The 13,436-nt window shown below is 71.9% G+C and carries 15 protein-coding genes; 1 reads left to right on the forward strand and 14 read right to left on the reverse strand.

The window, feature by feature from the left end:
- Window positions 1–10: 10 nt before the first annotated feature.
- The 7 genes from BMY74_RS24165 to BMY74_RS24190 are packed head-to-tail and all read right to left on the reverse strand — an operon-like array spanning window position 11 to window position 6,590.
- Window positions 11–691, reverse strand: a complete 681-nt coding sequence (locus tag BMY74_RS24165; RefSeq protein ID WP_177229895.1) for a DUF4328 domain-containing protein — start codon at window positions 689–691, stop codon at window positions 11–13.
- Between the two features lie 53 nt (window positions 692–744).
- On the reverse strand, window positions 745–1,971 hold the full coding sequence (locus tag BMY74_RS24170; protein WP_245786326.1) for an ABC transporter permease: 1,227 nt from the start codon (window positions 1,969–1,971) through the stop codon (window positions 745–747).
- The gene (locus tag BMY74_RS24175) at window positions 1,968–2,642 is read right to left on the reverse strand and encodes an ABC transporter ATP-binding protein (RefSeq protein WP_089919816.1); all 675 of its coding nucleotides are present in this window, start codon (window positions 2,640–2,642) and stop codon (window positions 1,968–1,970) included. The genes BMY74_RS24170 and BMY74_RS24175 overlap by 4 nt, the downstream gene beginning before the upstream one ends.
- Window positions 2,639–3,664, reverse strand: a complete 1,026-nt coding sequence (locus BMY74_RS24180) for a peptidoglycan-binding protein (RefSeq protein WP_177229896.1) — start codon at window positions 3,662–3,664, stop codon at window positions 2,639–2,641. The genes BMY74_RS24175 and BMY74_RS24180 overlap by 4 nt, the downstream gene beginning before the upstream one ends.
- Window positions 3,661–4,194 (reverse strand): hypothetical protein, encoded by a 534-nt coding sequence (locus tag BMY74_RS45195; protein WP_177229897.1) that lies wholly within the window; start codon window positions 4,192–4,194, stop codon window positions 3,661–3,663. The genes BMY74_RS24180 and BMY74_RS45195 overlap by 4 nt, the downstream gene beginning before the upstream one ends.
- A gap of 40 nt (window positions 4,195–4,234) precedes the next feature.
- Entirely contained in the window at window positions 4,235–5,917 is a 1,683-nt protein-coding gene (locus tag BMY74_RS24185) for a sensor histidine kinase (protein WP_089919819.1), read from the reverse strand.
- Window positions 5,910–6,590 (reverse strand): response regulator transcription factor, encoded by a 681-nt coding sequence (locus BMY74_RS24190; protein WP_089920253.1) that lies wholly within the window; start codon window positions 6,588–6,590, stop codon window positions 5,910–5,912. The genes BMY74_RS24185 and BMY74_RS24190 overlap by 8 nt, the downstream gene beginning before the upstream one ends.
- Before the next feature lie 97 nt (window positions 6,591–6,687).
- On the opposite strand from BMY74_RS24190, the gene BMY74_RS24195 reads away from it, so the two are divergent.
- Window positions 6,688–7,599: a trypsin-like serine peptidase gene (locus BMY74_RS24195; RefSeq protein WP_143091690.1), complete on the forward strand. Its 912-nt coding sequence runs from the start codon at window positions 6,688–6,690 to the stop codon at window positions 7,597–7,599.
- A gap of 273 nt (window positions 7,600–7,872) precedes the next feature.
- Here the strand turns inward: BMY74_RS24195 and BMY74_RS24200 are convergent, their stop codons facing one another.
- Genes BMY74_RS24200 through BMY74_RS24230 form a run of 7 tightly spaced genes read right to left on the reverse strand, consistent with a single transcriptional unit; the run spans window position 7,873 to window position 13,404 of the window.
- Window positions 7,873–8,286 (reverse strand): hypothetical protein, encoded by a 414-nt coding sequence (locus BMY74_RS24200; protein WP_089919825.1) that lies wholly within the window; start codon window positions 8,284–8,286, stop codon window positions 7,873–7,875.
- Window positions 8,287–8,310: 24 nt separating this feature from the next.
- Window positions 8,311–9,054, reverse strand: a complete 744-nt coding sequence (locus tag BMY74_RS24205; RefSeq protein ID WP_089919827.1) for an adenylyltransferase/cytidyltransferase family protein — start codon at window positions 9,052–9,054, stop codon at window positions 8,311–8,313.
- Window positions 9,051–9,338, reverse strand: a complete 288-nt coding sequence (gene catC, locus BMY74_RS24210) for a muconolactone Delta-isomerase (RefSeq protein ID WP_089920255.1) — start codon at window positions 9,336–9,338, stop codon at window positions 9,051–9,053. Before catC ends, BMY74_RS24205 begins: the two co-directional genes overlap by 4 nt.
- A gap of 2 nt (window positions 9,339–9,340) precedes the next feature.
- Window positions 9,341–10,459 (reverse strand): muconate/chloromuconate family cycloisomerase, encoded by a 1,119-nt coding sequence (locus BMY74_RS24215; protein ID WP_089919829.1) that lies wholly within the window; start codon window positions 10,457–10,459, stop codon window positions 9,341–9,343.
- On the reverse strand, window positions 10,456–11,283 hold the full coding sequence (gene catA / locus BMY74_RS24220; RefSeq protein WP_089919831.1) for a catechol 1,2-dioxygenase: 828 nt from the start codon (window positions 11,281–11,283) through the stop codon (window positions 10,456–10,458). Before catA ends, BMY74_RS24215 begins: the two co-directional genes overlap by 4 nt.
- A 7-nt stretch (window positions 11,284–11,290) precedes the next feature.
- Window positions 11,291–12,835, reverse strand: coding sequence for a 4-hydroxyphenylacetate 3-hydroxylase family protein (locus tag BMY74_RS24225; RefSeq protein WP_089919834.1), 1,545 nt, complete (start codon window positions 12,833–12,835; stop codon window positions 11,291–11,293).
- A 2-nt stretch (window positions 12,836–12,837) separates the two neighbouring features.
- On the reverse strand, window positions 12,838–13,404 hold the full coding sequence (locus BMY74_RS24230; protein ID WP_089919836.1) for a flavin reductase family protein: 567 nt from the start codon (window positions 13,402–13,404) through the stop codon (window positions 12,838–12,840).
- Window positions 13,405–13,436: the final 32 nt, after the last annotated feature.

Here is a 13,436-nt window from a genome sequence, read left to right on the forward strand (position 1 = left end):
GGGAACGATGTTAACCCGGCCACGGGTCGGTCCGAAGAGGACGGACGACTCGACCTGGGCGCTGGAAGGCGGAGATCTGCCTCACGACCTGGACGGCGAAGACCGCGGCGACGATGCCGACGACCGCGCACAGCGTCGTGACGACGGCCGCGATCAGGTAGGAGCCGAGCGCGGGGTCCCCGTCCTGGTAGGAGGGCAGGTGGGCGAAGTCCAGCACCCACATGAGGACGAAGGCCGCCCACCACCTCGCGGTCGTCGCGGGGAGCGGCCGTTCCGCCATGGGCAGGCCCCGCAGCCGCGGGTCGCAGGCGCGCCAGACGTCGTCCACGACGACCTTGGGGAACCAGAGGTTCACGACCGGTACGAACCAGCTGAGCCACACCCAGTCGCGGCCGCGGCGGTGCACGGCGGCGGGATCTCCGCGCTCGGCGTTGATGCGGGCGTTGTGCAGCCACATGACGAACACGGTGATCGCCGCGAACGTGATCACCGCGGGCGGCCAGTTGGTGAGCACCCTGACCCGGTAGTGCAGGGCCAGTTCGGCTGTCGTGGCGTTCTGGGCGCGGTAGTCGCGGATCGTCGCGTAGGTGAGCCAGTCCGCCGCGGCCTCGGCCACGTTGCCGAGCGCCACGAGCCCGATGAGGACGGACGCCGCGAAACCCAGGCCGCGCACGGACTTGAAGTGCTCCACGTTCTTCCCCCGGTTCCTGGGCCGTACCAGGATAACCGGGCGGGTGGCGGCGCTCAGGGTGCGGCGAGCGCTTCCGTCGGGGTGAGCCGCGACGCCCGCACGGCCGGGTAGACCCCTGCCACCACACCGGTCACGACGGCCGCCCCGAGCCCGGCGAGGACCACCTCCACCGGGACGACCGCGGGCCAGTCGTGCGCGTACGCGTACCCGGCGGTGCCCGCCAGCCCCAGCACCACGCCGGCGACGCCACCCAGCACGCACAACACGACCGACTCGGTGAGGGACTGGGTCCTGATCTGGCCGCGGTGGGCGCCGAGCGCCCGGCGCAACCCGATCTCGCGCTTGCGTTCGAGCACGGAGATCACCATCGTGTTCGCCACCCCGATGCCGCCGACCAGCAACGCCACCCCGGCGAGCCCCAGCACCAACGCCGAGAAGGTGTTCTCGGTGAGCCGCTTGGCCGTGAGGGCGTCGGACGGGCGGCTGACCCGCACCTGCGCCGGCTGCTGGGGGTGGATCGTCTGCGGCAGCACCGCGCGCACGTCGTCGATCGCGGGCTCGTCGGCCCTGAGGTAGAGCACGGTGGGCCGTCCGTCGAAGCCGAGCACCTTCGCCGCCTCCCAGCCGACCAGCGCCGACCGTTCGACCTCCGGCGCGAGCGGCAGCGGGGCGAGGACCCCGACCACCGTGAACCACGTGTCGTTGATCCTGACCTGCGCGTCCGGGCCGGTGATGCCGAGCCGCGCCGCGGCCACGTCCCCCAGGACCACGGCCGGGAACCGGGCGGTGGCCTCGTTGAGGAACACCCCGGACCGCACGCGGCCGTTGAGCGTGTCGAGGAGGGTGAGCCCGGTGGCGAGCACGGTCAGCCCGGACGTCTCCGAGTCCGGGATCCGGTCGGACCGGCGGACCACGGCGTGGGTGTTGGCGACCGCGCTGACGTCACCGGCCGGCCCGATGCGCTCGACCATGGCGATTGACTCCGGCGGCAGCGACGCGGGTTCGTCGTTCATGCCCGTGGCCGCCTCCGCACGCAGCAGGTTCGTGCCCAAAGCGGCGAACTCCTCCATCAACGCGGCGCGGCTCGACGCCGGGATGCCCGTCACGACGACCAGCGTCGCGATGCCGATGGAGATGCCGAGGGCGGACAGGACGGCGCGCATCGGCCTGGTGCGCAACGGGGACAGCCCCAGCAGGAGGAGGTCCGCCGGTGTCAGGCGGGTGGGTCCGACGTCGCGGGGCGCGGAGGCCTTCGTGCGGGGCCGGGTGCTCACGCTCACGCCGTCACCTCCTCGCGGATGCGCCCGTCGCGGATCTCCACCTGCCGCGGCAGCCGGGCCGCCACCTCCCGGTCGTGCGTGATCACGGCCAACGTCGTGCCCTCGCGGTTCAGGTCCAGCAGCAGGTCCAGCACCGCGCGGCCGGTCGCCGTGTCCAGGGCGCCGGTCGGTTCGTCGGCCAGCACCAGCGCCGGGCGGTTCACGACGGCGCGTGCGATGGCGACGCGTTGGCGTTCGCCGCCGGACAGTTCGTGCGGCCGGTGCCGGAGCCGGTGGCCGAGGCCCACGCGCATGAGCGCCTCGGTGGCCATCGCGGCACGCCACTTGCGCGCGGTCCCCGCGTAGAGCAGGCCCGTCGCCACGTTGTCGAGGGCGGTGAGGCCGTCGGCGAGGTGGAACTGCTGGAACACGAAGCCGATCCGCCGTCCCCGCAACGCCGAGAGCCGCCGGTCGGACAGCGCGGCGATGTCGTGCCCGTCGAGGGTCACCGTGCCGCTCGACGGGCGGTCGAGCGTGCCGAGGAGGTTGAGCAGCGTCGACTTGCCGGAGCCGGAGGGTCCGACGATCGCCACCGCCTCGCCGGAGCGCAGCGTCAGGGAGACGCCGTCGAGCGCTCGCACGCCGCCCGGGTACTCCTTGACGGCGTCCACGACCTGCAGAACGGGGGTCATGACGTCGTCACCACCCGCAGGCCCTCGGTGACGCCGCCGCCGCTGATCTCGACGAGCCCGCCTGCGAACAGACCGGTCTTGACCGCGACGAGGCCGCCCTGCTCGGTCTGCACGGCGTAACCGCCCTCGCGCAACGCCAGCAGCGCGGTCACCGGCACGGCCAGGACGCCCCGGCGTTCGGTGCTCGTCAGGCGGATCCGCACCGGGCCCGAGTCGAACTCGCCCACGTCGGCGTCGAGGCCGACGTCCACGGCGACCACGGGGGTCTCCTCGCCGTTGCCGTTCTTCTCGGCCTGGGCCTCGGTGCTGACCGACCGCACGGTCCCGGTGGTCTCGGTGCCGTTGGGCAGCACCACGGTGACCTTCATGTCCTTCTGGAACACCGCGGCCTGCCGCGCGTCGATCGAGGCGTCGACGGCCTTGCCCGTCGCGGTGACGCTCATCAGCGGGCCCTCGCCGGACGCCGACAACGTCGCGGTGACCGCCTCGACGCGCACCTCACCGGGCAGCACGACGACGTCACCGGGGTCGACGACACCGTTCTCCTCGACCTTCTCGGTCTTCTGCCACCGCTTGACCGCGTCGACCGTCGCCTGCGTCAGCTCGTCGGGCGCGCCACCGAGCTCGTAGCCGAGCGCGCCGAGGTTGTCCTTCACGATCTTCACGTCCGGGCCCTTGAGCCCCGTCTTGTCGAGCCTGCGCCACAACGGGGTGTCGCCCAAGAACAACCACACCGGACGGTTGTCCACTTTGTACACCGCGGCGCCGCGGCCGATCGCCGTGCCGGGTGCGGGGAGCCAGGTGAGCGTGCCCGGCCGGCGTCCCGTGACCTCCTGCGCGGAGCCGAAACCGAGGGTGGCCTTGAACTCGCGGACGTCGGTCAGGTCGGTCTTCACCACCGCGATGGTCTTCGGAGCCGGTGGCCGCGGCGGCTCGGCGGGCGCGCGGCGCGTCCAGGTGAGCGCGGACACGCCGCCGACCAGCACGAGCGCGACGCCGGCGGCGACGACCCACCGCTTCACCTGCGTCCTCCGCCGAACACTTCCTGCTCGCAGTCCTTCTCGATCTGCAGGCGCTGGTCGTGCGGCAGGGTCTGCTCGCCGTCGTAGGTCCAGCTGCCGGGCTCGGTCTCGATGACCTTCATGCCGCGGCTGTTGAGGCACTGGACGTTCTTGTGCCAGTTGTCCTTGAACGTCGGGTTGCGCGAGTCCATCTCCCACGGCGGCAGCGGCCACTTCTTCGCGCACGCCTTCCACGCCTCGTCGCTGTACTGCGCGGGCCGCAGGGCGCCGCCGGGACCGGGGCCGGTGCCCGTGGCGTTCGGATCGTTCTCGGCGAGGCACGCGGTGTGGGCGTCGTGCAGCCGCTTCTTCTCCTCCTCGGTCATGTCCATGCGCAGCCGCGGTTGTTCACCGTCCGAAGGGGACACGGCGGTGGAGGGCGCGACGACGCCGGAGGACTGCAGGGACGCGACGTTAGAGGGCGCGGGCGCGGCCTGGCTGCACGCCGAAAGCAGCAGCACGGCGGCACCGATCACCAGCCTGGGGTTCATGGCGGCGATGCTGCCGGGCGGTTGTGTGGAAGATGTGCGCTCAGCGTGCCGGGAGCGTGATCGTGAACGTCGTCCCGCGCCCGACCTCGCTCTCCACCTCGACCGTGCCGTGGTGGGCGCTCACGATCGCGTGCACGATCGCGAGTCCGAGCCCGCTGCCTCCGGTGTCCCGCGTCCGCGAGCGGTCGGCGCGCCAGAACCTGTCGAACACGTGCGGCAGGTCGTCGGCGGCGATGCCGGAACCGGTGTCGGCCACCCTGATCCGGCCGCCCGACGAGACGAGGCGGACCGTCCCGCCGGCGGGGGTGTGGCGGAACGCGTTGGTGACGAGGTTCGTGAGGACCTGCCGCAGCCGCACCGGATCGGCGGTCACGACCCCGCCGCCCTCCACCACCAGGCCGGGGTGTGCCGCGGCGAGCTGGTCGAACAGGTCCCGCAGGTCGACGGGCTCGGGGTGCAGCCGCAGCTCGCCCGCGTCGGCCAGGGCGAGGTCCTGGAGGTCGTCGATCAGGTGCTGCAGCACCATCGCCTCGTCCAGCAACGACGTGAGCGTCGTGCGGTCCAGCTCGACCACGCCGTCGCGCGCACCCTCCAGCCAGCTGCGGATCGTGCCGAGCGGGTTGCGCAGCTCGTGGGAGATGTCGCTGGTCATGGCCTTGCGCTGGGCATCGGTGCGGGCCCGGTGCTCCGCCATGTCGTTGAACGCCCGCGCGAGCTGCCCGATCTCGCTGCGCGACCGGATGTCGACCCGCGCGTCGCCGCCGAGCCGCAGCCTCTCCGCGGCGGTGGTGAGCGTGCGCAACGGCCTGGTCATCCGCAGCGCCACGACCACGCTGACGCCGACGGTCAGGACCAGCACGACCGCGGCGACCAGCACGACCCGGCCGACGTCGAACCGGACGACGGTCGCCTGGGTGGTCCTGCCGGCGGCGTCGGTGACGAACAGGTACGCGGGCGGTGCCACGTACGGCTGCAACTGGGTGCGGCGGGCGTTCGCCAGACACTCGGCGTTGGACGCGACGGGCTGCCACAGCGCGTTCATCGTGATCTGCTCGGCGGGCAGGCCGCGCTGCCGCAGGCAGTCGTTCACGAGGAGGCCGAGCTCGTTGAAGGCGGCGGACTCGCCGAGGGTGAGCGTGCTCAGCGTCTCCTGGAGCTCGGTGCAGGACGGCGTCGCGGGGGCGGCGCTCGTCCTGTTCACGTTCACGATCGGGCGGCCCCAGGCCGTGGTGGTCCCCTCCGGCGGAGAGGCTTCGGTGGCGCCGCGGCACCGCGTCCGGTAGACGTCCGCGTCCTGGGCGAGGCTCGCCTTCTCCCGGTCGCTGAGCTGGAACGGGCCGGTGACCCTCGGGTCGATCCGGTCGGCGGGCGCGTCCCGGGCCTGCGCGGGGTCGAGCCGCAGCGGGTCGACCTCCGCGGACGGAACGGCCGGCAGCTGGGCCGGGTCGAGGTTCGTGCCGGTGTCGGCGATGACCTTGCGGTCGGTCGTGGTGAGGATCAGGCGGCTCCCGCCCCGCGGGAGCACGACGCCGGTCCAGTCGCGGTGCTCGACGGCGAACGTAACCAGGTCCCGATACGTGGCGGCGTCGCCGGCCAGCGCGTTGCCGAGCTCCTGCCTGATCGACGTCGAGGTGCTCTGCGCGGCGAGCCACGCCGTCGCGGTGATCGAGCACAGCGCGACGAGCGCGGACGCGGCCAGCAGCCGCGCCAGGACGCTATGCACCGGACCCGTCCACGAGCTTGTAGCCCACGCCGTGCACGGTCAGCAGGTAGGCGGGCGTGCGAGGCTGGACCTCGATCTTCTTGCGCAGGTTCATGACGTGCGCGTCGATGGTGCGGGCCGTGATGTACCCGTCCAGCCCGTGCACCGCGCTGAGCAGCTGCGCGCGGCTGAACACCCGGCCGGGGCTCGCGGCCATCGTGTGCAGGATCCGGAACTCCGACGCGGTGCACTCGGCCAGGTCCCCGCGCACCCGCACCTCGTGGCGGTCGGGGTCGACGGACAGGTCGCCGAGCACGATCTCGCTGGTGACCGGGCGCCGCACGCGCCTGAGCAACGTGCGCACGCGCGCCACGAGCTCGCGCGGGCTGTACGGCTTCGTGACGTAGTCGTCGGCGCCGAGGTCGAGGCCGTGCAGCAGATCGTCCTCTGTGGACCTCGCGGTGAGCATGAGCACCGGGATGTCCGACTCGTTGCGCAACGTGCGCACGACCTCCAGCCCGTCGACCTGCGGCATCATCACGTCGAGCACGAGCAGGTCGGGCGGGTCGCGGCGGATCTCGTCGAGCGCGGCGAGTCCGTCGTGGACGATCCGCACCCGGTAACCCTCCTGGCGCAGGTACCGGCCGAGCATGTCGGCCTGCATCACGTTGTCCTCGGCCACCAGCACGCACATGCCCATGCGTCGCAACATAGTCACCGGCGCCGCCACCGCACGGGATGAGGACCCCTTCCGCACAGGATCCTCACAACCGGCTGCCACGGTCGGCGGCATGCGAATGATCAGCGTGGTCGCGTTGCTGCTGCTCGGCGTGCCGGGCGCGGCCGTGGCCTCTCCCCAGGACGACGTGGTCGTCCACGACCTCGACACGAACGGCGTGGCGGCCTACTGGACCCCGGAACGCATCGCGGCGATGCCGACCGGCCCCACCGCCCCGCCCGGCACGCCACCGGTCGACGACGCGACCGGCGCCCCGGCACCGGCGAGCCGCACCATCGGCCGCCTGTTCTTCGTCGACCGCGACGGCGAGGACTCGAGCTGCACCGCGACCGTCGTGGCGAGCGCGAACAGGCGCACGGCGGTGACCGGCGGCCACTGCGTGCACACGGCGGACCTCATCGGCCAGGACCCCCGCTGGCACACCAAGATGCTCTTCGTGCCGGGCTTCCGCGACAGCACCAGGCCGTTCGGGGAGTTCGTCGTGCGCCAGGCCGTCGTGCACAGGACCTGGACCACCGACGACCAGCGGACCGAGTACGACCAGGCGTTCGTGGTGCTCGACAGGTCGTCCCCCGCGGCCGAGCACATCGCCTTCGACCGCCCGGCGGACCGCTTCGCCCGCGAGTACGGCTACCCCCGCGCGGCCGGGCAGCCCGGTCACCAGGGCAGGCCGGAGTTCACCGGCCAGCGGCTCGCGCAGTGCTGGGGCACGCCGGTGCTCAACCCCGGCCACCCCGAGGTGGGGCCGGAGAACGTCTGGGGCGTGCCGTGCGACATGGGTGGCGGGTCGAGCGGTGGGCCGCGGATCAGCGGTGGTGCCGTGGTGGGCGTGAACATCCAGAGTTTCAACGTGGACTCGGATGGTCGGTGGTGCCCGATCGGGGAGTGCGTGCGGCACCTGGGTGGGGCGCAGTTCTCGGGGAAGGTGACCGGGAAGCTGTACGCGCGGGCGCAGCGCGGGTAGGTGGGCGGGGCCTGGTGTCGGAGCTGGGGCCTGGTGGCTGAGTGAGGCGGCCGGGTCACGGGACTGACGGCCGAGGTTGCGCGATCCGGCAGCCGGGTCGCGAAGCCGGGTGGTCTGGGACGTGGCCGGGGCTCTCGTGGCCAAGGCGCGGACCTGAGGCTGGCCGCCAGCCGCCAGCCGCCAGCCGCCAGCCGCCGGCCGCCAGCCCCGACGCCCGGTCGCGGAGCCGGCGACCCCTCGTGCGCCGGCTCCGCGGGACCCCGCGCCCCGGCGTCAGCAGCGCTCGTCGGTCTGTCCCCAGTAGACGTTGCCGTCACCCCACACCTCGCCGTACGCGCGGGTGCACTGGGAGAGCGTGCTGGTGCCCTTGGACCACACGTCCTGCTTGTTGTACCCGTTGACGTTGCTGCTGTAGTCGCGGGAGCCGTTGACGACCATCGCGGCGCTGGAGCTGAACGAGCCCGGCTGCCCGGCGTGGGAGTCCCACACGTAGGTGTAGGCCCAGTTCTTGCCGCAGCCCTTGAACTGCTTGACCGACGCGATGATCGTGCCGTTCTTCTTCACGTACCCGGTGGACCCGATCTGCACGGTGCCGGCGCATCCCGGAGCCGACTCGGCCTGGGCCGTGCCGACGCCGGCGAGGGCCGCCAGTGCCACGGCGGGCAGGAGCAACATGACTTTGCGCATGCCGCCCACGTTGGCCGGGGCCGGTTAGGCGGCGGTAAATCGGTCCGCGAACTCCACCGCGGCGGGGCCGTCCGGCCCGGCCGCCAGCACCGTGCCGGCGGCGACGACCAACTCCGCCGCGTGACCGTCCACGGTGCCCGTGTAGCGGCCGTCGGGAGGTAGCGCGGTTCCCGGTGGCACCGCGACGACGCCGGCGGCGCGCATGCCCTCCACGCGGTGCGGTCTGCCCAGGAGGAGTGCGGCGGCGCGCACGTCTCCGCTTCGCAGCAGCTCTCGCACCCTCGTCGACGAACACCCGTGCACCAGCTCGACGCCGACGGCCGGGAGTCCCAGGTCCCGCAGCGTCTGCGCGGTCCCGGCGCCGCGGTGGCCGAACGTGAAGTTCGCCCCCACCACGACGGCCTCGGCGTGCAACGCGCCCACCAGCACGTCCGCCACGAACGACGCGGGCGTCAGCGCGGCCAGCGCCGGCGTGAACGGCAGCACCAGGACCGCGTCCACCCCGAGGAGGTGGCCGAGCTCGGCTCGCCGCGAGACGGTGCTCAGCGCGGACGTGTCCCGCGGCAGTCCGAGCACCCGGGCCGGGTGCGGGTCGAACGTCACCAGCACCACCGGCCGGTCCCCGGCGACCTCGCGCGCGGTCGCGATCAGGTGCGCGTGACCTCGGTGGACGCCGTCGAACACCCCGATCGTCACCACGCACCCCGGCCAGGAGGCGGGCACCTCGGTGAGAGAGCGCCACACGAGTCCTTCGCGGACTGCTGTCATGGTTGGGCCGCCAGATCGGAGGGATGGGTCGCGAGCGGTGTCACCTCGACCCGCATGAACTCCCACAACGGCAGCGACGACAGGAACGCGTGCAGCTCGTCGTGGGTGGGCACGTCGAAGACGCTGATGTTGCTGTACTGCCCGACCACCCGCCACAGGTGGGGCCACACGCCCATCTTCTGCAGCTCCAGCGCCCGGTCCTTCTCCGCACGCACCAGCTCGGCGCGGCGGTTGGGGTCCATGTCGTGGGGCAGCGAGACGTCCATCCGCACGTGGAAGAGCACGGTCACCTCCTGGTGAAGGCCGCGACGGCCGCGGGGTCCAGCTCGACGCCGAGCCCCGGACCGACCGGCAGGTGCAGGTCGCCGCCGTCGTAGCGCAGCGGCGTGGTCAGCAGCTCCTCGCGCATGAGCAACGGCCCGAACAGCTCGCTGCCCCACGTCACGGCCGGAGAGGCGCAGGCGAGGTGCAGCGACGCCGCCGTGCCGACCGGGCTCTCGATCGAGGTGCCGCCGTGACACGGAATACCCGCCGCGGCGGCGATCGATGCCATCGCCGCGGTCGCGCGCAGCCCGCCGGACTTCGTCGTCTTCAACGAGAACACGTCCGCGGCCCGCATCCCCGCCAGCCGCAACGCGTCCGACGGCGTGCGCAGCGACTCGTCCGCCATCACCGGGACCGGCAGCGCGCGGTTGATCTCCGCGAGCCACTCGACCTCGGGGCCCGGGACGGGTTGTTCGACCAGTTCCACCCCGGCGTCGGCGAGCTGGGGCAGGTAGCGCAACGACGTGAGCCGGTCCCAACGCGCGTTGATGTCCACCCGCACGCCCGCGACCCCGGCCAGCTTCTCCGCGATCGCGCACACGCGCCGCACGTCGTCGGCGGGGTCCTGCGCGCCCATCTTGAGCTTGAAGCTGCGGTGCCCGGCGTCGAGCTTGGCCATCGCCTCCTCGATGACCACCGCGGCCGGTTCGGTGCCGAGCGCCCACGTCACCGGGATCGACGTGCGCGCGAGCCCGCCGAGCAGCGTGTGCACCGGAACGCCCAGCGAACGGGCCCACGCGTCGTGCAACGCGACCTCGACCGCGGCTTTGGCGTACAGGTTGGCGTTCACGACGTCGTTCACGGCCTGGAAGACGCCCGCGATGTCGTCGACTCGGCGGCCCAGCAGCAGAGGGGCGACGTACCGGTCGATGACGACCTTCATCGTCTCGACCGACTCACCGCCCCACCACGGCCCGCCCGGCACGACGCCCTCGCCGAGGCCGACCACCCCGCCCGCGGTCCGGACGTGGACGAGCAGCACGGGCTGCGCGTCCATCCCGGTGCGGGCGAAGCGGTGCGGCCGGACGAGCGGGACGTCGAGCAGGACGGTGTCGACGCCGTCGACCACGAGGTCGTTCATGCCGGCTCGAGCACGAAGTCGTACGAGACGCGCCGGCCGGCGGGCGTCAGCACGAGCTCGGGCTTCACGGCCTCGGCGACGTCGCTGTCGACGTACTCGCCGCCCGCGAAGTAGAGCTGCGTCGTGATCGGCCGGTGCCCGGGAGCCCGCACGATCAGGTGCAGGTGCGCGGGCCGCCACGGGTGCCAGCCCGCCGCGTCGATCAGCCGGCCGGTCGGACCGTCGGTCGGGATCTGGTACGGCGCGGGCTGCACGGTCGTGATCTCGAACCGGCCGTCCTCATCGGTCACGACGACCCCGCGCAGGTTGCCGTCGGGGATGCCGGGCGCGAACCCCGAGTAGTAGCCCTCGGAGTCGGCGTGCCAGATGTCGAGCTCCGCACCGGCCAGCGGCTGTCCGGCCAGATCCGTCACGCGCCCGGAGAACGTGAGCGCCTCGCCCTGCTCGTCGGCGCGCATCGGCAACGCCGACACGGCCGGCAACGCCACCTGGCCGGGCAGGTAGTACGGCCCGAGGATGCTGCCCTTGGTGCCGTCCTGCGTGCGCGCCGCGACCTCCTCGACGACGTGCTCCACGAACACGTCCAGGAACAACGGCCACTCGCCGCCCTCACCGAGGTCCATCAGCCACTGCTTCGCGGCCTGGAACTCGGGGTAGGTGACGTCGTGCGAGCGGATCACCGAGTGCACGGCCTGGAGCACCGCGGTGACCACAGTGGACACGCGCTCGGGCGGGACGTCGACGGAGGTGCGTGCGGTGGAACGGAAGTTCGCGCTCGCGGACGCGCCGGAGTCCGCCGCGGTGGGGGAGTGGACGGCAGTCATCGGGAGGTCACCTTCCGCTCAGCGAGGTCGCGCCGGGGTTGAACAGGTCGGGAACGGTCCAGCCGTTCAGGTCGTACTCGGCCATGCACTGCTCGGCGAACCCCTTCATGGACTCAGCCGTGCCGGACTGCTGCGCGGCGAACAGCATCTCCGCGCGGACGCCCTCGTGGTTGCCGGAGTAGTTGCGCTCGTACAGCTCGTGCCGGCCGCCGAACTCGCTGCCGATCGAGTCCCAGATCAGCTTCATCAGCTTCACGCGCTCGACGGCGTCCATGCCGTTCGATCCCCGCACGTACTTGTCGAGGTACGGCCTCGTCTCGTCGGACATGAAGTCCTTGGCCGACGACGGCAGGTAGATCAGCGCGGATCCCATGTCCTGCATGATGATCTCGCGGATCCGCGGGTAGCCGACCGTCATGAACCACCGGTAGGCGAGCCCGAAGTCGAGGTGCGGCAACACCGCGCCGTCGATCCACTCGTCGGCCCGCGCGCACATCGCCTCGGACAGCGCGTGGAACAGGTTGCGCCACCCGATGACCTCGCCGACGCGGGTCTGGATGCCGCGGAAGTCCTTGACACCGGTCGCTTCCACGCCCTTGAGCAGCAGCCCGGCGATGAAGTCGAGCTTCACCGACAGGCGTGTGACGCCGTGGAACGTGAACCGGTGCAGGAAGCCGGAGCCGGGGAAGAACGTGCTGGCCTTCTCCGCGTCGCCGTAGATGAAGACGTTCTCCCACGGGATCTTCACGCGGTCGAGCACGAAGATCGTGTCGTTCTCGTCGAACCGCGACGACAGCGGGTAGTCGAACGGGCCGGTGGTGCGGTCCACGTTGTAGGCGTAGGAGTTGCGGCAGATCAGCTTCATGCCCGGCGCGCCCATCGGCACCGTGCACACCAGCGCGAACTCGCGCTTCTTGATCGGCAGGCCGTAGTGCGCGATGAAGTTGTAGTTGGTGATCGCCGACCCGGTCGCCACGACCTTCGCGCCCGAGACGACCAGGCCGTCGTCGCGCTCCTCCTCGACGTGCATGAACACGTCGCTGACCTCGTCGGGGTTGCGGTCGCGGTCCACCGGCGGGTTGATGATCGCGTGGTTCCAGTACAGGACCTTCTCCTGCGACTCCTGGTACCAGCGCCGGGCGTTGTCGGCGAACGGCTCGTAGAAGTTCGCGTTGGCGCCGAGCGTGCCGAGGAACGCGGCCTTGTAGTCGGGGCTGCGGCCCATCCAGCCGTAGGTCATCTTCGCCCACTCCGCGATGGCGGCGCGGTCGGCGTATAGGTCCGCGGTGCTGCGAGGCGTGCGGAAGAACGGGTGCGTGAAGCCGCTGCTGCCGGTGTCGGTCGGCGCGGTCAGCACGGCCTGCCTGTCCGGGTCGTGCAACGCGTCGTACAACCGCGCCGTCATCCGGACGGAGTTGCGGAACGCCGGGTGCGTCGTGACGTCGGTGATCTTCTCGCCACCGAGGAAGATCTCGCGTCCGTCCCGAATGGACTCGATGTACTCCTCACCGGTCATCGGGCGGGTGATGCGTTGCTGCTGCTGCGTGGTCATGCCTAACCCTTCAGCGTCGAAGTGGTTCGCAGTGGGGCGAAGCCGGAGCCGAACCACCCGAGGTCCGGGCAGTCGACCGAGCTCATCCAGTGGTCCGCGGTGCGCGCCGCGATCTCGCGGAACGCACCACCGAAGAACAGCAACGGATCGGCGTCGCTGGTGTGCAGGTGCGCGACCTCCCCGATGACGATCAGGTGGTCGCCGCCGTCGTACGTGCGCCAGGGCAGGCACGAGATCGTCGCGGCGGTGCCGAGCAGGACGGGAGCGGTCGGCCCGTCGGCCCAGCGGGGCGCGGGTCGTCCCTGCGGACGGCCCGCGAAGGTCCACGCCGCGTCGACCTGGTCGGCGGCGAGGACGTTGACGGCGAACGGCTTGCCGTCGAGGAACCGGCAGGCCTTGGACTCGCGGGTCAGCGTGACCTGGCACAGCGCCGGTTCCAGCGAGACGGCCGTGAAGGCGTTGACGGTCGCACCGTGCGGCTCGCCGTCGTCGTTGCGGCAGGTCACGACCGTGACACCGGTGGCGAACCTGCCGAACCCGTTGCGGATTGTGCGGTGATCCAAGGTCATCTCCCGCTCCTCCTGTACGCTGTGCGTACAAC

The sequence above is a fragment of the Lentzea albida genome (genome assembly GCF_900111005.1).
GTDB classification, from domain to species: Bacteria; Actinomycetota; Actinomycetes; order Mycobacteriales; family Pseudonocardiaceae; genus Lentzea; species Lentzea albida.

Bases quoted from the DNA above. Each gene is read 5' to 3' on its own strand.
- BMY74_RS24175 (WP_089919816.1), bottom strand. From the start codon at position 2,642: ATGACCCCCGTTCTGCAGGTCGTGGACGCCGTCAAGGAGTACCCGGGC.
- BMY74_RS45195 (WP_177229897.1), bottom strand. From the start codon at position 4,194: ATGAACCCCAGGCTGGTGATCGGTGCCGCCGTGCTGCTGCTTTCGGCG.
- BMY74_RS24190 (WP_089920253.1), bottom strand. From the start codon at position 6,590: ATGTGCGTGCTGGTGGCCGAGGACAACGTGATGCAGGCCGACATGCTC.
- BMY74_RS24195 (WP_143091690.1), top strand. From the start codon at position 6,688: ATGCGAATGATCAGCGTGGTCGCGTTGCTGCTGCTCGGCGTGCCGGGC.
- BMY74_RS24200 (WP_089919825.1), bottom strand. From the start codon at position 8,286: ATGCGCAAAGTCATGTTGCTCCTGCCCGCCGTGGCACTGGCGGCCCTC.
- BMY74_RS24205 (WP_089919827.1), bottom strand. From the start codon at position 9,054: ATGACAGCAGTCCGCGAAGGACTCGTGTGGCGCTCTCTCACCGAGGTG.
- BMY74_RS24215 (WP_089919829.1), bottom strand. From the start codon at position 10,459: ATGAACGACCTCGTGGTCGACGGCGTCGACACCGTCCTGCTCGACGTC.
- catA (WP_089919831.1), bottom strand. From the start codon at position 11,283: ATGACTGCCGTCCACTCCCCCACCGCGGCGGACTCCGGCGCGTCCGCG.
- BMY74_RS24225 (WP_089919834.1), bottom strand. From the start codon at position 12,835: ATGACCACGCAGCAGCAGCAACGCATCACCCGCCCGATGACCGGTGAG.
- BMY74_RS24230 (WP_089919836.1), bottom strand. From the start codon at position 13,404: ATGACCTTGGATCACCGCACAATCCGCAACGGGTTCGGCAGGTTCGCC.